A 21592-nucleotide genomic window follows, 5' to 3' on the forward strand; every position below is an offset into this window, starting at 1 on the left:
TCAACTATTTTTCTCCATACCATTCTTCTTCACTAAACCCATATTTTCCACGGAATTCTTCTGAATATTTCTCAATTAATTGGGTTTTTACATACAATTCTGCACGAAAACAGCCGTAAGTTGGAATCAAGGCAATTAATAGCATTATTAAAACACCTGCGATGACTAATACTGCAGCATTTATATTTAGCGCATCTCCGTTAAAACTCATTCCCATAAGCCACCACTTATTTAATCGGTATAATACTACAGCGAAAAGCCCAACAACAAGCACTACTCCTGAAAGTTTCAGAAAAATCGATAAAATTTTTGAAACTTTATAATTTGTTTGTAGTAATTGATTCATGACTTTTTTGACCATATTCCTTTCAACAAGTGCATATAACACTAAGCAAACAGGTATAAACATACCAATGGTAAGTAAGGTTGAAAGATAACCTTCATCAACCTGTCCTATCGAACCACATGCATATGACAAGAAAAGCGTCTTAATACTTGTGTAAATAAACGATTTATATCGAAAATATTCAAAGATGCTATTTCTTTTAAAATAAAAATAGATTATCTCTGCCATAAATAGCAGTGACACGATAATTGCTATAGTACGAGAAAAAGTAGTTACCAGCATATTATCACGCCCTTGCAAGTATGTCACAAACATCATAATCGGCATGAATAGCCCTACGATAAGAAATAAAAACTTCTTTAATCCCATCGAAAATTTCGCCTCAGAAGTTCCATGGATTAACTCATAAATATCTTTCTTTTTGATGACACGACTTGCCTGCTCAAAAGAAACACCAGTAACAACTATATCCTTCTTACTCATTTCAAATTCCAACTTTCATTTGGAGCTTTATTAGGATTAACTCCACTAATATTTTGTTTTGATTTTCCATATGTTTCAGGATTAAAATTTATACTGCCGCTTGAAGGCTGTACGCCGATTCTATAATCTTTATCTGGTGTACTCGCTTCATGCTTCCCGTAATTTTTATATTGTTTATTTAACCATTTCCTCTTATCTTTTTCAGTAAAAGTTGTATGCCAGTTATCACTGTTTTTTATAACTTTTATTTTATTTAGAATTGGAATATCCGATACTCCTCCACCTTGTAGAAAATAATTAATTGCTCCTATTCCAGCACCTACAGGTCCTCCATATTGTACACCTTCGATTGGACCAGTATTTAATACAAATAGATTGATTCCTCCATACACAGCTTTACTCGTATCTCCGTATGCTGGACTTTGCGGATTAATATATTCATCATATGCGTAAGCTGTCACACTTAAGGTATCGCCCACATAACCAATACCTTCAGCCGTTACTTTATGGGTTTTAATAAATTCAGAAACGGGCTTCAGTTTCTTAAACATTTCCAACCCTACTTTAGTTTCAGCAATGATTTTAGCCCCTTCACTGGTTTGAGATAAAATTTTAGTCGTGTAACCGACCGGTGCTAAAACACTCCACCCTTTTTCACTAAGTTTGATTAGCCCACCATAAACAAGAGCCTGTGTCGCGACTGAAGACTCACTCAAATAGGTTGCAAATTTAGGACTGTTTAATACTTTTGTCGCCACATTTTTGGGCAACTTATCCCAGCTTTCTTGTGCAATAAAGACTCCTAAAGCTGCATTTTGAATCCCTTCTGGAAACTTATCTAAAGCTCCAATTACATAATTAAATAAACGATCATTGTTTTTAACTTTCTCTATCGCAGCCATTGGATTTTTCTCAAATAAATTATTTAATTCTTTAATTGCTGCATTTTTTGCCTTGCGTGCCATTTCTTCTTGTTTATCTTTACTTTTCAGTTCAGAAAACCAGCTTTTATCCACCCCAGCAGGTAATGTATACGTACCATCACTATTAACCTTCGTACTATTTAAAACCGTAACTCCTTGCATCGCTAACTTCATCTCATCTAAGCTATTACTAAAAAGATTTTTCGTCTGACCATCAAATTCATATAACTTTTTAATTTTTTTCTGAAGCTCTTCAATATCTTGCTGAAGGGTTTCAGACATCTGATTTAACTCTCTTTTTCGGCTTTGTGCAGTATCTAGCAAGTCTTGTACCGAATAAGTATTCGGCAGGACACTCATAACATTTGCCGCGTTATCTATTGATGCCTTCATACCTTTCTTTATCTCTAATTGTTGGGTTAAGTTGTCTTCATCTAAGAAGCCTTCACTTGCAACAATCCGATCTGCTACTTGATATTTTTGAGCCTCTTCTTCAATTCTATCACAAGCAACAGTTACTTTTTCAATCGTAGGCAGGATTAAATCTGTAAACAAACCTTTACCAGCTGTATACGCTGCACCTGATAATGTATGTCCATCTATAGCTTGAATAATTATTTGGCTACCCGCTTTTAATTGTGTAATGGCTTCTTTCCCACTTGCCAAATTTTTAGACAAGGCTCGGATTAGTTTCCCTGAATCATCGCTTGAATAAGTCAGTCCCAAGGGATTTCACTCCTCTTTTTATATAGTGCTTCTCGTTCATCATTCATTTTTTGAATCTCTTTTATAAATAGGTATGTAAATTGTTCCTGCGTATCTCGTACTTGTTGGCGAAATCTTCTCTCTAGGTCTTCATTTCTTTGTTGAACCTGATAAAATACGCTCTGTACCTCTTTCAACTGTGAATCATTTAAATCTCTCAAACGGCGAAAACCCGTTTGTAAATCTTCATCTAATCGATAAAGTAAGTCTTCTACTTCTTTTTGGTTCTCTCCTAGCAGGTCAATCTGATTTTCTTTTTGCATAATGCATTGATTATACGTTACTCGTTCGTAAGCATTGCTAGTTTCCTTCAACTTTCCCCACCCTTTAAAAATTAATATGACTGTCCTGCAAGGCCATCAATTCGGCAATTTTAGGAAATTTTTCACTTTGTTCTTGGACACACTCCACTAAATCTACTAAATCTGTTAACAATTGGTTACTAACGTTTTTACCCGCTTTCATACTGACCAAGTTACTTTTCCCGAAAGAAACTTGGTCTCCTTTATCAATCGAAACATTTTTAACATCAGATACTGCTGATTGCGCTGAACTAGTATTGGAAGCAATTTTACTCATCTTCAATCGATTCTCCTCTTTTTATTTATATACAACTCTTTTCAATATAAGCACACAAAACCCCAAGAAATCGGTTACTTGCATTCTTCTCAGTATCCGTCAACTTTATCTTTAATTGATTGGATTGGTACTCATTTTAATGTACTTTGACAACTTTTCCACCTTTTTTTCTTGTTCAGTGTACCATACTTCAACACTTAAAATGTGTCTTTTTCGTGAATTTTTAAAAATGGTGTACAATGAACTTTAAATTGTTGGTCACTTCCGCTCCAAAACAAAACCACCCTTCAAAATTCAACTTTTAAAGGGTGGTAATCTTAATTATTGGTTTTCAAGCGCCTTTTTCTCGCGCATACGTTCGCGAATGCCGACGCGTTTAATTTGTTTGCTGCGAAGTTGACCGCATGCAGCATCAATATCGGTGCCGTGTTCACGGCGGATAACGCAATTAATGCCGTTCTTTTTCAGGACGTCATAGAAAGCGAGGACGTCTTCTTTTTTGCTTCGTTCGTATTGATTGTGCTCATCGACTGGGTTGTACGGGATTAAATTGACATAGGCGAGCTTTTTATGGTTTTTGAGTAAATTGGCGAGTTCTTGCGCTTCTTGTCTGGAGTCATTGACATCACGCAACATAATATACTCGTAGGTTACCCTGCGATTGGTTTTCTCGATATAATATTCGATTGCTTCCATGAGCGTTTCAATCGAGAACGTCCGATTAATTCGCATGATTTTCGTCCGAATATCGTTGTTCGGTGCATGTAAGGAAACGGCCAGGTTGACTTGGAAGTCCTCGTTTGCGAAATCTTTAATGCGCGGTGCGAGTCCACTGGTTGAAACGGTGATGTGGCGCGCGCCAATTGCAAGCCCTTTGTCGTGATTCACAACGCGCAAAAAGCTCATGACATTGTCGTAGTTATCGAACGGTTCGCCGATTCCCATCACGACGACATGACTTACGCGGGCGTCATTATCACGCTCGTCTAAGTAGCGCTGCACATTCATAATTTGCGATACGATTTCCCCTGCGTCTAGGTCGCGTTGCTTCTTTAAAAGTCCGCTTGCGCAAAACGTACAGCCGATATTACAGCCGACTTGTGTCGTAACACAGACCGATAAGCCGTATTCATGACTCATAAGCACCGTTTCAATTAAGTTGCCATCTTCTAATTTAAATAAATATTTGATTGTGCCATCATTTGATTTTTGCACAATTTGTTCTTCTAGATTATTTAAGACAAAGTTTTCTTTCAAAATTTCAATGCTTTCTTTCGGGACATTCGTCATTTCATCAAATGAGCCTACACGTTTACGATAAAGCCATTCCCACACTTGTGTCGCTCTGAATTTCTTTTGTCCTTTGTCTAAAAACCATTCCGTTAAATCATCAAACGTTAATCCGTAAATGGATTTCTTCGTCATTATTCAGCCTCTTCTCATTCATTTTCTTCTATACCATTTTAAAGGTTTTTAAGCGTACAAGCAACACCTATTCTGTTTAAAAAAATCTTTAGAAAAAATTAAATTAAAATTCTTTTACATCAATATCATAGTAGCATATACTTATTTTATTAGTAAAAATGAAATGGGGGCCTTTGTAATGACTTCACCATTTAATCAAATTGAGCAAATTATTTCCGAAGTTGAAAAAGTTATCGTGGGAAAACGCCACGTTATTGAATTAAGTTTAACGGCACTTTTTGCTGGCGGGCATGTTTTAATTGAAGATGTTCCAGGCGTTGGAAAAACAATGCTTGTGCGCACGCTTGCTAAATCAGTAGATGTGAATTTCAAGCGCATCCAGTTTACGCCTGATTTGTTGCCTTCTGACGTGACAGGTATTTCCGTATTTAATCCCGAAACACGCGAATTTGAATTTCGTCCGGGACCGATTACGGGGAACATCATTTTAGCTGATGAAATTAATCGCACCGCGCCTAGAACGCAAGCCGCCCTATTAGAAGGCATGGCTGAAAAAAGCGTTACGGTTGATGGGGTTACAAGACCACTTGCTGACCCGTTTTTTGTTATGGCCACACAAAATCCGATTGAATATGAAGGAACGTATACGCTACCTGAAGCACAGCTCGACCGTTTTCTTTTGAAAATTGAAATGGGCTACCCAAGCGCTGAGGAAGAACTTGCGCTTCTTTCTGAGAAACAAAGCGAGGACACTCTGCTGGAAGCGGAAGCAGTGATTCATTTAACCGATCTTTTAAGTTTAAAAAAAGCAAGTCAAGCGACACAAATTAGTACGGAATTGAAGCAATATATTGTGGATTTGGTCCATGCGACTCGTGCTCATTTTGCGGTTTCGCTTGGCGTTAGTCCGCGTGGAACGATTGCGATGATGATGGCAGCTAAAAGTTATGCCTTTCTTAAAGGACGCGAATTTGTCATGCCTGATGATATTAAATATTTGGCGCCATTTGTTTTTGAACATCGGTTGTTACTCACGCCTGAAGCGACTTATCAAGCTGTCAAGCAAGCTGATGTCATTCAAGATGTGCTAAATTCCGTTCCAATTCCAGTTGAAAAGAGGTCTTCTCATGCTTAGAACTAGGCTGCTGCTTTTTTCTAGGTGGTTGATGCTTCTCCTCCTCTATGCGACGCTTATTACATACACTTTATTTCAAGGTGATACAGCGAGCTGGTTTTTAACATATTTCTTTTCAATTGTCATGCTCTTTTTAATTTTTTCGGCGGTGTATCGTCTTAAAAATTGGCACGTTCATCGTGTTTTTCCAAAAAAGGAATATTTTGACGGGGATTTTGTGCAAATGAAGCTTCATTTTAGTCGTAAAAGTCGATTTCCGGTTGGCTATTTGCTTATTGAACAGAAAATACCAGCTTCTTTTGGTGCCCATCATGCGCGCCAACAAACCCTCTATCCTTTTTTCAAAAAAAATGTTGAAGTCGCCATTAAACCATTTCGTGCAACACGAGGACGTCACACTTTTTCGACCATCACAGCTGAAACAAGTGACGCATTTGGTTTAATTGAACGGAGCTCGCAAATTGGTGAGGAAGAGCATGTGACGATTTATCCAACTTACTTTCCGAATATTTTGCAAAAACTTGGTGCGGCGAATCCTGACCGAGATGCAAACGCGCCGTACTGGACTTTGCATAAGAACGACTCTCTTCACAGTTTGCGCGAATTCATTCCCGGTGACAGAATGACATGGATTGACTGGAAAAGTACGGCCAAAACAAACACGATGATGACACGTGAATTTGAAAATAGTAGCGCGCATAAAATGCAAATTATTTTTTTCGGTAGCGTCCATGAAAATTTTGAACACGCCTTACGTGCGGCTTATTCTTTTTCGCGTAAAATGCTCGAAGACGGCGCTGAAGTGCGCATCACCATCTTAGGCGAAAATGGCCGTTCGTTTGACTTTAGCCGTGATAAAAATCGCATCGCTGAGATGTCGCATGTGTTTGCTGAATTGGAGCCGCTTGATGAAGCGGTTTTAATGCAAGAATTGCAGGCGCTACTAAAATGGCAGAAGGACGCGTTTATTTTTGCGCCAGTCATTTCAAATGCGCTACTTCAGGTGGCAAGTAAGTCCAATTGGCGAATGACGCTAATCTCCATTTTAGACAAACAAGAGCTCTCCCAAAACGCTATTTACTTGCGGAAAGATTCGCTTGAGTCGGGGGGTGGCGTGTGATGCGTGCAAAGTTGCTAACGATTATCCTCTACATTTTGTCCATCTTGCTCATTTCAGAATGGGTTTATCCGTTCATTTTCCTTACAAATTTAACCAACCCGCTCTACATGATTATTTACGTCGCGCTTTCACTTGGCATGTTTTTCCTCGGCTGGCGCTTTTATGCGACCTTGCCGCTCCATCTTTTGCTCATTTACTTCTTGATGGGGATTTACTTCAATGACGGACATCCATTTGAACTCGGCTTTTTAAGCACGTTCGTGCAAATTATTCAGTCTGGCTTCCGCGACCTATTTGCTTTCAACGCCTACGATATTAGCATGGCGTTCATCACACTCATTTTCTTTGTCGCCATTTGGCTTCTTAACTACATTACAAGCTTTACACTTTTGAAAAAACAGCGGATTATGAGCGTGCTTGCGTTAACCGTGGCCTACATCGCCGTCGTCAACACATTTACTGAATACGCCGGTCAAATGGCTTTAGTGCGAACCGTCATTATTGGCTTCTTGCTGCTTCATTTTGCGCTGTCCAAACGACTGGAGACGCCGAATCGATTAAGCGGATTGACAGACAAAAAGCGTCCGATATTTTATCACGTGGCCCTTATTGCACTTTTAGGGGTATTTTTAGGTAGCGCCTTGCTGTTCCCACAGCAAAAACCAGTTTTTAATGATCCGGTTCCCTATATTCGCGAATCACTTGGTATGAATACAACACGGACGGTCGGCTATAGTGAGGACGACTCCGAACTTGGCGGCGCTTTAAAGCCTGATCATTCGCAAGTTTTCCAAGTATGGGCTGAAAAAGAACATTATTACCGCGTGGAGACGAAACGCGCCTACACTGGACGTGGTTGGGCAACTTCTAATCGTACTGACGTAGAAAATTTCAAAGACGCCGAAGCTTTCCCGTTAGCGTTAGCGGACAAGTATCAATCAAAGGAAAGTACGCTCGACGTCCAATTTGATAACGCGAACGATTATCTCGTCTACACATATGGAACACATTCCTTTTTTAACAGTAAAGAAGTGACTTTTGCCCTTTCCGATAGTACCGAAAAAGTGACTCCTGCGGCGAAAATCAGGAGCTATTCGATGAGCGTGGCTGAGCCCGTTTACGATCTAAAATTGATGAAAGCGGCGAAATTCAACGAGCTTTCCGACCAATTTTTGGCGGCTTATACGCAACTTCCAACTGAATTGCCAAAACGTGTGGGCAATCTAGCGGAAAAAGTAACAAAAAATGCGGACACAACGTATGACCAAGTGAAAGCAATTGAAAACTATTTAAGTTTCACAGGTGGATTCAGATACAGTACGGAAGATGCCAAAACAACACCGCAAGATGCGGATTATGTCGATCAGTTTTTGTTTGAAACGAAAGTCGGTTACTGTGATAATTTTTCTACCTCAATGGTCGTTATGCTACGTACGCTCGGCATTCCAGCACGTTTTTCAAAAGGGTTTACTTCTGGTGATGAAATTCGTAGCGAAAACAATAAAACGCTCTATTCCGTCAAAAATAATAACGCCCATTCTTGGCCAGAAGTCTATTTCCCGGGAACAGGCTGGGTACCATTTGAACCGACAGCAACTTTCCAAAACCCAGAAGAATTCATTGATTCAACTGAAGAGCGTCAAGTGACAAGCGACGCACCAAGTAGTTCTGAGGACACGCAAAAAGGCGCTCAAGAAGAAACCACTGAACAACGTAAAAACGCCGAGCAAGGAACGGATACGGGACAAACTCAAACAAAAAAAGATACGACTTCTACTGAAAAAACAGCCATCAACCCGCGACTGATTTTCTGGAGCATTTTTGGCACAACCGTTTTGATCGCCTTGATGATTTTCATCTTCCGCAAACAAATTCAGCTTTTCTGGTTTAAGCGTGCTATTCAAAAAGAAAAATGGACTTTCGAAACGAGCTACCTCAAACTGCTACACCTGCTTAAAAATTACGGATACATTCGCGAACCGAGCGAAACATTATCTGCCTTTGCAGCACGCACAAAACTTGACGGCTTCCAAGAACTAACAACAACCTATGAAAATTGGCTTTACGGCAACCAAAATACGCCAGTAGCGAAAAAAGACTTTGAACGTGTGATTCATGTAATTCAATCTAAAAAACGAGGTCACTCCTAAAGGAGTGACCTCGTTTATGTAAGTTAAACCTCTTTCTTATTTTGCAACAAATCGCGAATTTCTTTTAAATATTCTTCCGATTTGGTAATTTCTACTGGTGCTTCTGCCTCTTCTTCGCCGCGACGCTTCGAGAGACCAATCAGGACTTTGATAAAAATAAATAGTGAGAGCGCAATGATGACAAAATCAACAACAGATTGAATGAACAACCCGTATTTTAAGTCCGCAGAGCCTACAACAACGTGCAAGTCTTCAAAGCTGACACCGCCTAAAATCATCCCAACAAGTGGCATAATAATGTTGTCGACAAGCGAAGCCACAATTTTTCCGAATGCAGCCCCGATTACAACACCGACTGCCAAATCGAGCACATTTCCTTTCAGTGCAAAATCTTTAAATTCCTGTGCGAATTTCTTCATGTTGACATCCCCCCTTCTTAAAAAGCATACTATCAATTTTTAGGTTTGTCATATATTTGGATTAAAACTAGATTTTTGCGTACGCGCGAACGATGCTTGCCTCAGCCTCAATTTTGAGCGGGACCGCATGCAATTCGACTTCGGGAGCTGAAAGTAAGGCGCGTAAATTTGTTAGGTTCTCCAAAATAAAAATGCCTGCCGCAAGTAGCGTTTGATGCACGATAAACGGGGCGAAATCAGGCGAGGGGGTGTCGATTCCGACCATCTTGATTTGCTTTTCCACAAGCATCTTCGCCAAATTTTCCGTTAAAATCGGATGCTGCGTATAATATTTTTCTTCGCCGTAATAAGCATCAAATCCCGTGTAAAACAAAACGATGTCGCCCAGTTTAACGCACTCAAATTGAGTCTGCCAGTCAATTTCTGACAGCCCGCGCACATCAAATAAGACGGCCTTCCCAGTAAATGCTTCGACCGGAAAAGCCGCTGCAAAACGAGCATCCGGCACAAGGTGCATCGGCATATCAACATGCGTTCCAACATGCAAATTCGTTTCCACTTCATGAATCACATAACCATCTTTTTCAAAAAAACGAGTTTGCACAATGTTTGTCGCACTGTCCCCCGGATAAACAGGCGAGCGCCCCCCAATTGTATGCGATAAATCAACGTAAGCCATAATTTCCTCCTTAAAAATAAGCCCAGCAAGCGCTAGGCCATTTCCACAATGATTTTCCCGATATTTTTCCCTTCAAATAATGAAAGAAATGCCGGAACAATTTGGTCAAAGCCTTTTAAAACCGTTTCCTTATGCGTGAGTTTCCCTTCCTCAAGCCACTTAACAAGCTGTTTCGTCGCCTCTTTATAATCCGCCTGATAATTTGTCACGGAAAAAGCTTGCATACGCGCATTCGCTTGAATCAAATAGCGCTGAATGCGAGGCCCCACATCATCTTCTGCCGGCAAATTGTAATTCGAAATCGTACCACACACCGGAATACGCGCAAAATTGTTGAGGAGCGGCCAGACAGTGTCACTAATTTCGCCGCCAACATTCTCAAAATAAACATCAATTCCGTTCGGACACGCCCGCTTCAAGTTTTCGGCAAAATTCGGATCACGATAATTCACCGCCGCATTAAACCCAATCTCTTTGACTAAATAGCGCGCTTTATCGTCCGTACCGGTAATACCAATTACGTGAGCGCCCTTAATTTGAGCAATTTGACCGACCGTAGACCCAACTGCCCCCGCCGCCGCACTCACAACAACCGTTTCATCTTTCTCTGGCTGTCCAATATCGAGTAAGCCAAAATAAGCCGTTAGCCCAGTCATTCCTATTACGCCTAGATACGCTTTCGCCGAAATAACGCCCGTATCAATTTTGCGCACTTTCCCCTCAGAAAGAATGACTTCCTCTTGCCACGGAACTTGCCCCACCACAAAATCGCCTTCCGCAAAATCGCGACTAGCGGAGCGAACCACACGCAAAACGCCGCTGCTTTTCATAGGCTGCCCAATTTTAAATGGTGGCATATTCGACGAGTCCGCATTCATTCTGCCGCGCAAATAGGGGTCAACAGAAAGGTAAACAAGTTGCAAGTGTAACTCCCCGTCATGCAGGCCATTTAAACGAACTTCTTTTGTCTCAAATAAATCTGCGCTCAGTTTGCCTGTAGGTCTAGCTTTTAATACGATTTGTTTCATTTTGGTCACCTTCCCTCGTTATTTGCATCACTACCACGTGAACAAGATTTCTAAACAAAATCCTTCGCAAAGCGGATAAAAAGGTGCCCATTATAAAATAGGCAAATGGTAAACTTCAGAGATTTTGAAGTTCACCATTTGCCATCTAACCGTTATTTTTTGACTACTTTTTTAAATTCAAATTTCGACATCCAGCCTTTTTTCTTGCGTATCGAAATATAGCCAATTATCGAAATGACGAGCGCACCTAAGAAGTCTACAAATAGGTCACCCATTGTATCCGCAACTGCAGCATGTCCTTCAAGCGGCGTCCCATTTTCAAGCATTGTTTTTTGCATGTTCATGCCTAATGAATCGGCTCCGAACTCATAGAATTCCCATAAAACACCAAGGAATACTGCAAAACTAAGCGCGAACAGTGCCACGAAAAACGGGCTCATGTTTAACGAAACATTTTCGTTATTGTTTAGCAAGTTGACGATAGAAAAACCAAGTCCCCCGAGCATCGCACCACTAAACGTGTGTAAAATCGTGTCCCAATTTGGAATTAAGTAATAAAAACTTTGTACCTCACCTAAATAAATAGCGCAATAAAGGAAAATTATAAAGACAATATACATCGCATCAGGTATTTCGAACTTCATTCTTTTACTTAACATAGATGGTAAAAAGAGCACGACAACACCAAGAATACATTGTAAAATCATTAATGTGTAATCTCCGCGCGTTTTTTCTCCTTCGCCAAGATAAGCGTCGGCTGGTGTTAAAATTAAGTTAACCGTAGCGTAGACAATTGACACTAATAAAGTTACAAGTACGAAAATGGCTAATATCCTAGTCCAGTTCCATTTTTTCAAAATTTCCACTCCCTTTCATGTTGTCTTTACCCATTATACATGAACTTAAATACTTTTTTAAATTTTTTGCAGGACTTTGCAAAATAAACACGCCTAATAGGAAGAGAACGATTGGGAATAAAAAAGAGTGAAGCGACTTAATTAAGCCACTCCACTAATTTTTTTCGATATTCTTCATACAAAACGTCAGAATAGGCTTTATCAAACGTAAATTCTTCACCTTCAAGCGCTTTTTTGAACGCATCAAGACAGATTGTCCAGCCAGCCAAGTCGCGCGGCGTGTGATCGGTTACTTGCACGATTTCTTCGGTGAAAATAAGCTGCGTTTCATTTTCGCTTAACGGGGCAAAACGAAAGTAGACCGCATCGTTATCCCAAGCAAAACCAAGCGCCACATTTTCCTCGAATTCTAAAATAGGCATTTCAATTTTTTCGGTTTCCGTCATTTTAAAAAGCAAATAGCCGTCCGCTGAAAGCTGCCCCATTTCGAGTTCAGCAAACCATTTTCCGAGACCTTCCGTCGTAGATACTAGCTCAAAGCAAGAAGTCATCGGCGCATCAATTGTTTGCATCGCACGAAAAATCAATTTATCCCCTTGTTTGACAATTTCAGGTTTCATGATAACCTCCTATTTGATGAAATCTTGAATCGCGGCTGCGTTTTTCGCAATATCAATTCGCAGCACCGCCCCAGCGCCCGAAATGCGCTGATTTTCCCAAGTGCCCTTCACAGGAACTGTGAGTGTCTCCAAGTCAGATGTTCTGCCAAGTGCGAAGTCCAGCCCCGTTTTAAGCACAAGAGAAGTCGGTAAATCCGTTGTAGTGTAGCCTTGCACAGTGCCGAGCACGCTCGGTAATTTAAACACGCTCGTTGCCGTAATCGCCTGATCTTTCACAGCCGCAAGCACTTGTTGTTGGCGTCTTACCCGTCCAAAATCGCCCTCTTCATCTTTTCTAAAGCGAGCATATTGAAGGAGTGTATGACCGTCCATTTTTTGCTTGCCGGCTTTTATGTTAGCATCAATATTTTGTGACATATCTTTTTCCGCGTCAATTTCAATCCCATCTGGCGCAAGCGTATCAATGACTTTCGGGAAGCTTTCGAAACTTGTCACAACGTAGTAATTGCAATCAATTCCGAAGTTTTCCTTAACCGTTTGACGCACAAGTTCTGGCCCACCGTAAAAATAAGCCGCATTGATTTTATTTTTGCCATGTCCTGGAATATCTACATATGTATCGCGCATAAGCGAAACAATTTTAGGCTCTTTCTTCTTTTTGTCATAATGCGCAATCATTAGTGAATCTGAACGACCTTGATCCTCACCTCGCGAGTCACTACCGATAAATAGAATGTTTACACTATCACCAGAAGGCTTCTCACCATTAAATGTAAATTCCTTTAACGCATTGTCTGCTTCCGCTTCTTTTAAGCTGGATTTATATTGAAAAAAGCCTACAACTCCAAAAACTAATAGTACTAAAACGAGCAAAAGCAGAATTGTGCCAAAAACGCGACCTTTCCTAACTTTCTTATGCTCAGCATGTCTTGCCATATTTTTCACCTCTATTTTTAACTCCAAGTATCCTTTGATACCCTTATCTTACAATAAATTATCAAAAAAAGAGACTGAAAACATATAAGAATTGTTAAAGATTAGGAAAATACTACTTTTTTCATGCACAATTCTGCTATATTAAAATTATTAAAATGTGGACGAATCACTACTATCACTCGAATTTCCTGAGTCTGAACTTCCTCCGTCTTGCGTCGCACCAGAATTCGCATCAGGCGGTGTCATGCCTTCTTGGCTCGTTCCATTTTGTTGACCAAAGTTGCCTGGACCACCATTTTGTTGTTGCATTGTTCCGTTCATATCATTTCCTGTATTTGTTGTTACGAGCATATAACTTAAAATTGCAATTACAATAATGGAACATACACTAATAATAATCGTCGCTATCTTCCATTTGTTTTGCGGCGTTTTTGTAGAGTACGTAATCTGATTTTGTTCTTCCATAAAGTCATCATCCTTTCTTATTCTTCCAATTTATCAATAAAATAAGAAAAAAGTATGACATGAGCAAGAATAAAATGTAAAATAATTTTCATAGAGGTGATAAAAAAATGAATACTAGTAGAAAGAAATGGTGGATAATTGGCATTTCGGCTCTTGCCGTGTTACTTATTGCCGGAGGAATCACATTTTTTATCGTGTTAAATAAATCAGCGGATAAAAAAGCGAAAGACGCGGCAGTGGCGTTCACCAATCAAATTGCGCGGGAAAACTATGCGAAGCTTGATACATATGTAACTTCCAAATCATTAAAAGCCGTTGACTTCACAAAAAAAGATTTGGAAACAAAGTACACCACGGTTTTTGGTGGTCTTGGGGTCAAAGATGTTCAAGTGGACAACTTGCAAGTTACACCAGGCGAGAACAGTCGTACTTATGACTTGACCTATGATTTAAACATGCAAACAAGCCTTGGAAAACTCAAAACCCAAAGTTATAAATCGACTATTTCTAAGGAAGATGAGGAATGGAAAGTGGACTGGGTGCCCGCTCTTGTTTTTCCTGGAATGGTGAAAGATGACAAAGTTAGACTCGTGACAGATGAAGCGAAACGCGGCGATATTCTCGACCGAAATCAGAAAAAACTGGCGACGATCGGCAACTTCAATGAAGCAGGTGTGGTCCCTGAAAAGCTTGGGGAAGGCGATGAAAAAACGCAAAATATCATGGCCATTAGCCAAAAACTTGACGTTCCAGCAGAAGAGATTAACCACGCTTTGGAACAAAAATGGGTTAAAGCTGATAGTTTCGTTCCCATCAAGACCATTTTGAGTGGCAACTTACCCGAATCAACCGGCCTTGCCTACGCCCAAAAAGAGCTCCGAACTTATCCGCTAAACCAAGCGACTGCCCATCTAATTGGTTACGTCGGTGAAGTAAGCGCCGAAGATATTGAGAAAAATCCGCAGTTAAATGTTGGCGATATCATTGGAAAAACGGGTCTTGAACGCTATTATGATAAAAAGCTCCGCGGTAAAAACGGTGGCGAAATTAAAATTATTAACGACCGCACCAAACAAGAATCTACACTGCAAAAAGTAGCACGTAACGACGGCGAACCCGTTCACCTAACAATCGACGCTGATATTCAGAAAAAAGCGTTTGATAGCCTTGGAAATGAAGCTGGCGCGGTCACGATGATTAACCCTCAAAGTGGCGATTTATTAGCGCTCGTTAGCACACCTTCATATGATGCAAACAAAATGGCAGCTGGCATTTCCGCTAGCGACTACAAAAAATATAGCGAAGACAAGCGCACGCCGTTTTTAGCGCGCTATGCGACGCGTTACGCTCCCGGTTCTACGTTTAAAACGATTACGGCGGGAATCGGCTTAGACTTAGGTGTCACAACACCAGATAAAACACGCCAAATTGATGGCCTTAAGTGGCAAAAAGACGCTTCATGGGGCAATTATTTTGTGACACGCGTTCATGAAAAGCCATCGGTCAACATGACAGACGCCCTCGTCTATTCGGACAACATTTATTTTGCGCAAGAAGGCCTTGAAATTGGCAAGGATCGCTTGACGACTGGTCTCAAAAAGTTTGATTTTGACCAAGAATTCGATTTACCGTTTTCAATGGAGCCCGCACAAATTTCAAATGATGGATTAAACTCCGACATTTTATTAGCCGACACCTCATACGGGCAAGGCGAATTGCTCATGAGTCCTGTTCAACAAGCGGTCGCCTACACGGCCATTGCGAATGGCGGTAAAATGGTCTATCCAAAATTAGCCAGCGATGCAAAACAAGCTGAATCTAAACAAGCCATCAAAGCAGAATCGGCAAATCTTGTAAAAGATGCGCTTATTAAAACAGTATCGGATCCAAATGGGACCGCCCACAAATTAAATTCCAGTCATAAAATTGCTGCTAAAACGGGCACAGCCGAATTAAAACAAAAACAAGGCGAAGATGGCCTTGAAAACGGCTTTTTATATGCCTTCGACGCAGAAAATCCCAACTATTTAATCCTGGGCATGATAGAAGATGTTAAAGGTCGTGGTGGCAGCAGTTTGGTCATCGATAAATTAAAACCTGTCATCGAATCTATGTATTAAAAAAGAGGCCAACTTAGTTGGCCTCTGGACTGAGGACAAACGGCAATCTTCGTCGTTAAAACCTGCGTCCCACTCCTCACGTATACAAATACGCTCCGGTGCGGTACTCGGCTTTGCCTAAAATCTTACCATTTGTCCTCAGTCCAGGTATGGTGTGATTGCGTTTTGTTTTACTTAAATTTAGAGTTTGTGAGGTCAACTTAGTTGGCCTCTTTCTTTAAATTTCGTTTATGTTCCAATTGTTTTAATACAAAAAAGGTGGTCACAACTCCAATTGTTGCCCCTACAAAATCAAGCATTACATCTTGCAAAAGCGGTGTTCGCCCGCCTGTTAAATATTGATGGTACTCATCAGTTGAGGCAAAAATGAGCGGAATAATGAGACCAGCTGGAAAAGCCCATTTGTTTTGCTTTGTCACGCCGCGCACGCCGAGAAATAAAGCCCCTCCCATAATAAAATAAGTAAAGAAGTGAGCCCCTTTTCGAAGGAAAAACTCAATGAATCCACTGTAGCCTTTTACAGCAATACTTACTTCTGATCCCGCATATGTAAATGAAATATGCGATAAAATATTTTCAAACGGTCGCCCTGCTAGAATCTGATCTAACAAAGGAATAAGCGTTTGTTGTTCGTAAGTTTCAGATGATGATTTAAATAAAATAGCCATAATAAAGAGCGCACATAAAAAACTAATCCCAATCCAAATTTTTTTATTTTTAAACATAATTTTCTCACTTTCTCATGATAGTTACCGTTTGAGTATATCACTCAAAGATTAGAAGAAAATGAAAAAAAACGTTTTTTTCATTTATCACGATATTTCAAAATAAAAACCATCCAAAAGGACGGTTCTTAGGTAGCTTATGAAAATTTCTGTTTCACATTTCGGCGCCGATATACAAAGAAGTATATGGATAACGGCCACCAGATGACTGCAAAAATGGGATAAATAGCCCAAATTACTTCTGGCGTAGTTAGCCAATTTACAACAATGAAGAACGCGCTAACTAACATCGTGCATAAAATGGAATAGGTAAAGATGTGGCGCGCGAAAAACATCGATAGCGGCCAAAATAATACGGCGAAAATAGGATAGACACACCAAATCACATCGGTTGTCACAAAATTGGTTACGATAAAAAATAATGTTAGCCAAATCGTTCCAATAACTGAAAAGGCACGCGGGAATCTTGCGAGTGCAACAGATAGCGGCCACCAGTAAATCGCGAAAGTGGTGAAGATGCTAAACGGGAACCGCGGCTCGAAATAAATGTTTAAGCCAATGTAACATAAGACGAGTAGCGTACTCATTAGGAAGGAGTAACCAAATTTGGCGCTATATTTTCCTCCAAAAATAATGATTGGCCACGCGAGAATCGCAGGAATCGCGAATAAAATCCAAGCATATTCGGGTGATTCAAAGTAGTTTGTTAGTGCTAAAACGGCAATGATGAGTACACTCGTGACGAGCGAATAGCTTCTCAAATGCTTGCTTCCGTCTGCTAAAAAGAAATATGCTGGTGAAAGTAGTAAAACGGCTGTATAAATTGACCAGTTTTCTCCCGGAAATACTAGAAAATTTAGTAAAATCAGAAAACCGATGATAAAGCAGCAACTTATAAATAAGAAGCCTCTTGTGCTTTTGTCCATTATTTTAATTCCTCCCTCTTACGGTGCCAGTAATAAAACATCGATAGCGGCCACCATAAAATGCCAAATGTCGGGTATACAAACCAAATTGTGTTTGGCGTATAGTAAACGTTAATAAAGATAAATAATGCGATGAATAAAATGCTTCCCCAAATGGCGAAATCTAAGTTCAGTCTTGCATAAGCTAGCTTTTTACTGCCGCCGATCTTAAGTTCTGCTTTGATTTCATCAATATCGCCAAAGTCCACTAATACTTTGTTGATGGCATCTTCTTGCGATTTTCCTTGCTCCATTAAATCATATACTTTTTCTTCCATGTCTAGTAAAATCTCTTCTTTTACTTGTAAAGCTCGGTCGCTGTTCGGTACGTCATCAAAAATCTTGTCTACAAACTCATAAATTCTTCTCAATTTGCACTCTCCTCCAAAAATACTGCCATAATTTCCTTGATTTCTTTCCATTCCACTATCATTTCGTCTAAATACATTTTTCCACGAGCTGTAATTGTGTAATACTTTCTTTTTCCGCCGTGACTTCGATCGCCATAATAACTTTTGATGAACCCCTTTTTCTCCAGCCTTTGAAAAACTGCGTATAAAGTGGCTTCTTTAATTTGAAATTTCTCACGCGTTCGGTCACTAATTTCTTTTGAGATTTCATAACCGTAAGAATCACCATCCATTAATATACGTAAAATAATCGAATCCACGTGGCCACGCAAAATGTCGCTTCGTATTTTGAACACCTCCAAAATTACTCTACCACGCATTACTCTATCACATAGAGTTAATTTGATAAACTTAGTTTAACATGAATTACTCTATGTGTCAAAGTAATTTTATAAAAAACGTTTAAAGCCTTGCTATAATGGGAAAATTGGCAAACAAGGGGGAATCATTTATGCCACATTACAAAGCGGAAAGTTCCGATATTAAACATCTTATTTCAAGCGAAAACCATAAAAATGATCATCATTTACATGCTTATTTAGAAGTGGAGGGGCACCTAGATTTGACGCTTCTTGAAAAAACAATCCGCTTATTGGGGAATAAATTGCCACATTTATTTTGTAAGTTTCAACAGACTAAAACTAGCGCCAAGTGGGTGGAAGCTGATTTCTCTGCCCAAAATTTCATTTCGCTTATCGAAACAGAAGACTCTAACCCTGTCATTCAACAGGCGCTAACTAAAAAATTAAATATTTTAACGGGCCCACAAATTCGGGTGACGGTCATTCGTACTTCACAAAAAGATAATCTTGTCATCATTTTAAATCATATGCTCGCTGACGGCGCCGGCTTTAAACAGCTTTTATATTTACTCGCCGAATTTTACACAAAACTAGTTCAAAATCCAGATTTCACCATAAAAAAAGAAGCCCCGTCCAGAAGTTTGAATCAAGTTTTTCAAAACTTCTCGCTTGCTCAAAAATGGCATTTTTTAACAGATAAAATCACTCCAAGCCCTTCAAAAAATCCAAATTACCCGCTAAAAGGTGACGATTCGCACCCATATATTTTACGCGTTAAAGTTTCAAACGAATCATTTTCTTGGTTAAAAGCCTACGCCAAAAACCACGGGGTGACAATAAATGACTGTCTAGTCACCGCGTTTAGCATCGCCTTGCACAACAAGTTGCACACCGCAGAACTTGACATCGACTGCCCAATTGATTTGCGAAAGTTTACCAAAAAAACGCCTGACATCACAAATTTAACGGCCAATTTAACTTTTTCATTTCGCGGTAGCGATTTTGAAAGCTTGGAAACTACTTTACTCAAGAAAAAAGAAATTTTCAAAGCGAAAAAAAGCGATTTGCAACCACTCCATAAATTTTACCTACTCGAACTTATTTATAAGTTTCTCCCCTACCGTGTGTTTAAAAAACAAGTGCAAAAGCGGTACAATATTCCACAAACGAGTTTAACCAATATGGGAATTATAGATGATAAATTGCTTGATTTTGGGGGTATCACGGTTTCTGACGTTTTTATTTCGGGTTCGCTCAAATTTGCGCCTTATTTCCAAGTTGCGGTTACAACTTTTCGCGGTGAACTGTCACTTTCGACAAACTTGCACGGCACTGAAGAAGATTATCGTTTCCAATTGACCATTTTAGAGGAGCTAAAGGCAGTTTTGCCACACAAATAAAAAAACACGAAAAGTGGGAGCTTTTTCGTGTTTTTATAGTTATTGGAAAGCAAAGTTTCCAAAAAAACTATCTATATAGTTTGTGAACAAGTTCACTATCATTAAGTATACCATATTTTTCTTTAAAAGTATTAATTTAAACTTTTTTATCCGAGTGCAACGTCTAAAACCATCATCACCGCAAAGCCAGCCATTGTTGCTGCAGTGGCTAAATCCGTTGAACCTTCCACTTGCGACTCTGGAATTAATTCTTCAATCACAACAAAAATCATTGCTCCAGCAGCGAAAGCTAACGCGTATGGCAAAATTGGCGTCACAAAAACGACTAACAATGCGCCGATAACAGCGAAAATTGGTTCCACTACAGCAGAAAGTTGTCCATACCAGAAACTTTTAGCGCGACTTAAACCTTCACCGCGCAGTGGAATAGACACAGCTGCTCCTTCTGGGAAATTTTGAATTCCTATTCCTAAAGCTAATACAACAGCCGTAACAAAAGTTTCTGTATCACCGACTAAAACGGCTCCAAAAGCGACTCCCACTGCCGCTCCTTCTGGAATGTTGTGTATCGTTATCGATAAAACGAGCAAAATGCTTTTACGCAGTTTTGTTTTCGGACCCTCTTTACTCGTTTCTGGAAAGCCTAGATGGAGATGCGGAATGATGCGGTCAACTAATCTTAAAAATACGCCACCTAAAACAAAACCGACAAGCGCTGGAACAAATGAAAACCGTCCCATATCCGCACTTTGTTCAATCGCAGGGCTTAAAAGTGACCAAAAACTTGCAGCAAGCATGACACCAGCAGCAAAACCGAGCATAACATTTGTCATTTTTTAATTAAGATCTTTAAAGAAAAAAACGAGTGCGGCTCCGAGCGCCGTACACCCCCATGTAAATAAACCTGCTAAAAGAGCTAATAAGACAGGATTTAAACTTGAAAAATAAGCTATCACACAAAAAACTCCCTAAATAAAATCGATGAGGTTTAGGATTTCCCAAACCTCATAATGACTTGTTTATTCTTTATCTTTCTGAAAACCACGTTTCACGCCTTTTAGAAAGGAACCACTTGTTTTACCGATTACTTTTGCCGCTTCAAGCGACCCGTAAACTGCGATTTTGGCAGCATCTCCAAGAACTTCGCCAGCTTTTCCAGCAGCATCTGTTGCTGCTCCTCCGACTTTTTCAGAAATTTCTTTGACTTTTTCTTTATCAAACAATTTTTGCTCTTCGTTCTCTGTCATACTATCCCTCCGTTCTTGTCTTTCCTTCATCATAGCGAAAATACGTTTAACATTCAAGTCCAATTCCTAAAAAAACTGAACCCCTGCTCGGGCTCAGTTCGATTCAAAATTAAGTTGGAAGCCTGGTTCATCAAAGGCGATTTCAGTCACTTCATACGTTAAGCGTTTAATATAGTCAACTAAAGGCGCAGAAAATTCCGCCATTAAATGCTTTTCAAGCTCTTCTGCCGCACCAAAAAAGTCGACAATTTGAATAATCCGGCTAATATGTCCATCAATTTTGAAGCGGTCGAGTGTTAATATAAAGGGCACATCAATTTTAAACATCTTACCTGCTTCTAAAATCGATTTATCATCGCCAACTGGTTCAACTTCATTTAGCTGCACATTAATTTGGTTTTCTCCGCTAGTCTGTTCTGTCACGTTCGTTTCAAAATTATACTTTTCAACAACAATTGGATTTGTTTTAATTTCCATTTTCTTCACCTCGAAA

The 21592-nt window shown here is 39.8% G+C and carries 23 protein-coding genes and 1 pseudogene; 5 read left to right on the forward strand and 19 right to left on the reverse strand.

Annotated features, from left to right (window positions below; genetic code table 11):
• Nucleotides 1-4: 4 nt before the first annotated feature.
• The 5 genes from CFT42_RS06075 to rlmN form a co-directional block, all read right to left on the reverse strand.
• Nucleotides 5-829 carry a hypothetical protein gene (locus CFT42_RS06075; RefSeq protein ID WP_088815694.1) on the reverse strand — a complete coding sequence of 275 codons (825 nt, stop codon included), beginning with the start codon at nucleotides 827-829 and terminating at the stop codon, nucleotides 5-7.
• Nucleotides 826-2478 carry a T7SS effector LXG polymorphic toxin gene (locus tag CFT42_RS06080; RefSeq protein WP_088815696.1) on the reverse strand — a complete coding sequence of 551 codons (1653 nt, stop codon included), beginning with the start codon at nucleotides 2476-2478 and terminating at the stop codon, nucleotides 826-828. The genes CFT42_RS06075 and CFT42_RS06080 overlap by 4 nt, the downstream gene beginning before the upstream one ends.
• Nucleotides 2469-2831, reverse strand: a complete 363-nt coding sequence (locus tag CFT42_RS06085; protein WP_088815698.1) for a hypothetical protein — start codon at nucleotides 2829-2831, stop codon at nucleotides 2469-2471. The genes CFT42_RS06080 and CFT42_RS06085 overlap by 10 nt, the downstream gene beginning before the upstream one ends.
• Nucleotides 2832-2844: 13 nt before the next feature.
• A complete protein-coding gene (locus tag CFT42_RS06090; protein WP_088815699.1) occupies nucleotides 2845-3096 on the reverse strand; it encodes a hypothetical protein in 252 nt (83 codons plus the stop codon).
• Nucleotides 3097-3417: 321 nt separating this feature from the next.
• Nucleotides 3418-4521 carry a dual-specificity RNA methyltransferase RlmN gene (gene rlmN, locus CFT42_RS06095; RefSeq protein ID WP_088810220.1) on the reverse strand — a complete coding sequence of 368 codons (1104 nt, stop codon included), beginning with the start codon at nucleotides 4519-4521 and terminating at the stop codon, nucleotides 3418-3420.
• Between the two features lie 178 nt (nucleotides 4522-4699).
• Between rlmN and CFT42_RS06100 the strand changes: the two genes are divergently transcribed.
• The 3 genes from CFT42_RS06100 to CFT42_RS06110 are packed head-to-tail and all read left to right on the forward strand — an operon-like array spanning nucleotide 4700 to nucleotide 8926.
• Complete coding sequence (locus tag CFT42_RS06100; protein WP_088810218.1) at nucleotides 4700-5656, forward strand: AAA family ATPase; 957 nt, start codon at nucleotides 4700-4702, stop codon at nucleotides 5654-5656.
• Entirely contained in the window at nucleotides 5649-6776 is a 1128-nt protein-coding gene (locus CFT42_RS06105; protein ID WP_088815701.1) for a DUF58 domain-containing protein, read from the forward strand. Before CFT42_RS06100 ends, CFT42_RS06105 begins: the two co-directional genes overlap by 8 nt.
• Nucleotides 6776-8926 carry a DUF4129 domain-containing transglutaminase family protein gene (locus CFT42_RS06110; protein WP_088815703.1) on the forward strand — a complete coding sequence of 717 codons (2151 nt, stop codon included), beginning with the start codon at nucleotides 6776-6778 and terminating at the stop codon, nucleotides 8924-8926. Before CFT42_RS06105 ends, CFT42_RS06110 begins: the two co-directional genes overlap by 1 nt.
• A gap of 23 nt (nucleotides 8927-8949) precedes the next feature.
• Here CFT42_RS06110 and mscL read toward each other — a convergent pair whose 3' ends face one another.
• The 7 genes from mscL to CFT42_RS06145 all read right to left on the reverse strand — a co-directional run bounded on the left by mscL (nucleotide 8950) and on the right by CFT42_RS06145 (nucleotide 13930).
• The gene (mscL, locus tag CFT42_RS06115) at nucleotides 8950-9345 is read right to left on the reverse strand and encodes a large-conductance mechanosensitive channel protein MscL (RefSeq protein ID WP_088810213.1); all 396 of its coding nucleotides are present in this window, start codon (nucleotides 9343-9345) and stop codon (nucleotides 8950-8952) included.
• 67 nt (nucleotides 9346-9412) lie between these two features.
• Nucleotides 9413-10024 carry a cyclase family protein gene (locus CFT42_RS06120; protein WP_088810212.1) on the reverse strand — a complete coding sequence of 204 codons (612 nt, stop codon included), beginning with the start codon at nucleotides 10022-10024 and terminating at the stop codon, nucleotides 9413-9415.
• Between the two features lie 32 nt (nucleotides 10025-10056).
• Nucleotides 10057-11052: an NADP-dependent oxidoreductase gene (locus tag CFT42_RS06125; RefSeq protein ID WP_088815705.1), complete on the reverse strand. Its 996-nt coding sequence runs from the start codon at nucleotides 11050-11052 to the stop codon at nucleotides 10057-10059.
• 152 nt (nucleotides 11053-11204) lie between these two features.
• Nucleotides 11205-11909 (reverse strand): DUF2238 domain-containing protein, encoded by a 705-nt coding sequence (locus tag CFT42_RS06130; protein WP_244169936.1) that lies wholly within the window; start codon nucleotides 11907-11909, stop codon nucleotides 11205-11207.
• A gap of 137 nt (nucleotides 11910-12046) precedes the next feature.
• Entirely contained in the window at nucleotides 12047-12529 is a 483-nt protein-coding gene (locus CFT42_RS06135) for an SRPBCC family protein (protein ID WP_088815706.1), read from the reverse strand.
• A gap of 9 nt (nucleotides 12530-12538) precedes the next feature.
• Nucleotides 12539-13465: an LCP family protein gene (locus tag CFT42_RS06140; RefSeq protein WP_088815708.1), complete on the reverse strand. Its 927-nt coding sequence runs from the start codon at nucleotides 13463-13465 to the stop codon at nucleotides 12539-12541.
• A gap of 150 nt (nucleotides 13466-13615) precedes the next feature.
• Nucleotides 13616-13930: a hypothetical protein gene (locus CFT42_RS06145; protein WP_088810203.1), complete on the reverse strand. Its 315-nt coding sequence runs from the start codon at nucleotides 13928-13930 to the stop codon at nucleotides 13616-13618.
• A gap of 107 nt (nucleotides 13931-14037) precedes the next feature.
• Between CFT42_RS06145 and pbp4 the strand changes: the two genes are divergently transcribed.
• The gene (pbp4, locus tag CFT42_RS06150) at nucleotides 14038-16050 is read left to right on the forward strand and encodes a penicillin-binding protein PBP4(5) (RefSeq protein ID WP_088810202.1); all 2013 of its coding nucleotides are present in this window, start codon (nucleotides 14038-14040) and stop codon (nucleotides 16048-16050) included.
• Nucleotides 16051-16250: 200 nt separating this feature from the next.
• Here the strand turns inward: pbp4 and CFT42_RS06155 are convergent, their stop codons facing one another.
• The 4 genes from CFT42_RS06155 to CFT42_RS06170 all read right to left on the reverse strand — a co-directional run bounded on the left by CFT42_RS06155 (nucleotide 16251) and on the right by CFT42_RS06170 (nucleotide 18470).
• Complete coding sequence (locus CFT42_RS06155) at nucleotides 16251-16775, reverse strand: VanZ family protein (protein ID WP_088815709.1); 525 nt, start codon at nucleotides 16773-16775, stop codon at nucleotides 16251-16253.
• Nucleotides 16776-16912: 137 nt separating this feature from the next.
• Complete coding sequence (locus tag CFT42_RS06160; protein ID WP_088810200.1) at nucleotides 16913-17701, reverse strand: hypothetical protein; 789 nt, start codon at nucleotides 17699-17701, stop codon at nucleotides 16913-16915.
• On the reverse strand, nucleotides 17701-18111 hold the full coding sequence (locus tag CFT42_RS06165) for a permease prefix domain 1-containing protein (RefSeq protein WP_088815711.1): 411 nt from the start codon (nucleotides 18109-18111) through the stop codon (nucleotides 17701-17703). The genes CFT42_RS06160 and CFT42_RS06165 overlap by 1 nt, the downstream gene beginning before the upstream one ends.
• Nucleotides 18108-18470 carry a PadR family transcriptional regulator gene (locus CFT42_RS06170; RefSeq protein ID WP_088810198.1) on the reverse strand — a complete coding sequence of 121 codons (363 nt, stop codon included), beginning with the start codon at nucleotides 18468-18470 and terminating at the stop codon, nucleotides 18108-18110. Before CFT42_RS06170 ends, CFT42_RS06165 begins: the two co-directional genes overlap by 4 nt.
• A gap of 131 nt (nucleotides 18471-18601) precedes the next feature.
• Here CFT42_RS06170 and CFT42_RS06175 point away from each other — a divergent pair, with 131 nt between their 5' ends.
• Complete coding sequence (locus CFT42_RS06175; protein WP_088815713.1) at nucleotides 18602-19852, forward strand: condensation domain-containing protein; 1251 nt, start codon at nucleotides 18602-18604, stop codon at nucleotides 19850-19852.
• A gap of 146 nt (nucleotides 19853-19998) precedes the next feature.
• On the opposite strand, the pseudogene CFT42_RS06180 reads toward CFT42_RS06175, so the two are convergent.
• The 3 genes and pseudogenes from CFT42_RS06180 to CFT42_RS06190 form a co-directional block, all read right to left on the reverse strand.
• Nucleotides 19999-20808, reverse strand: a pseudogene (locus CFT42_RS06180) (ZIP family metal transporter).
• Nucleotides 20809-20871: 63 nt separating this feature from the next.
• Complete coding sequence (locus CFT42_RS06185) at nucleotides 20872-21099, reverse strand: hypothetical protein (protein WP_088810195.1); 228 nt, start codon at nucleotides 21097-21099, stop codon at nucleotides 20872-20874.
• A 93-nt stretch (nucleotides 21100-21192) separates the two neighbouring features.
• Nucleotides 21193-21576, reverse strand: a complete 384-nt coding sequence (locus CFT42_RS06190) for a DUF1149 family protein (protein WP_088815714.1) — start codon at nucleotides 21574-21576, stop codon at nucleotides 21193-21195.
• Nucleotides 21577-21592: the final 16 nt, after the last annotated feature.

Source organism: Listeria goaensis (genome assembly GCF_900186125.1).
Classification (GTDB): domain Bacteria; phylum Bacillota; class Bacilli; order Lactobacillales; family Listeriaceae; genus Listeria; species Listeria goaensis.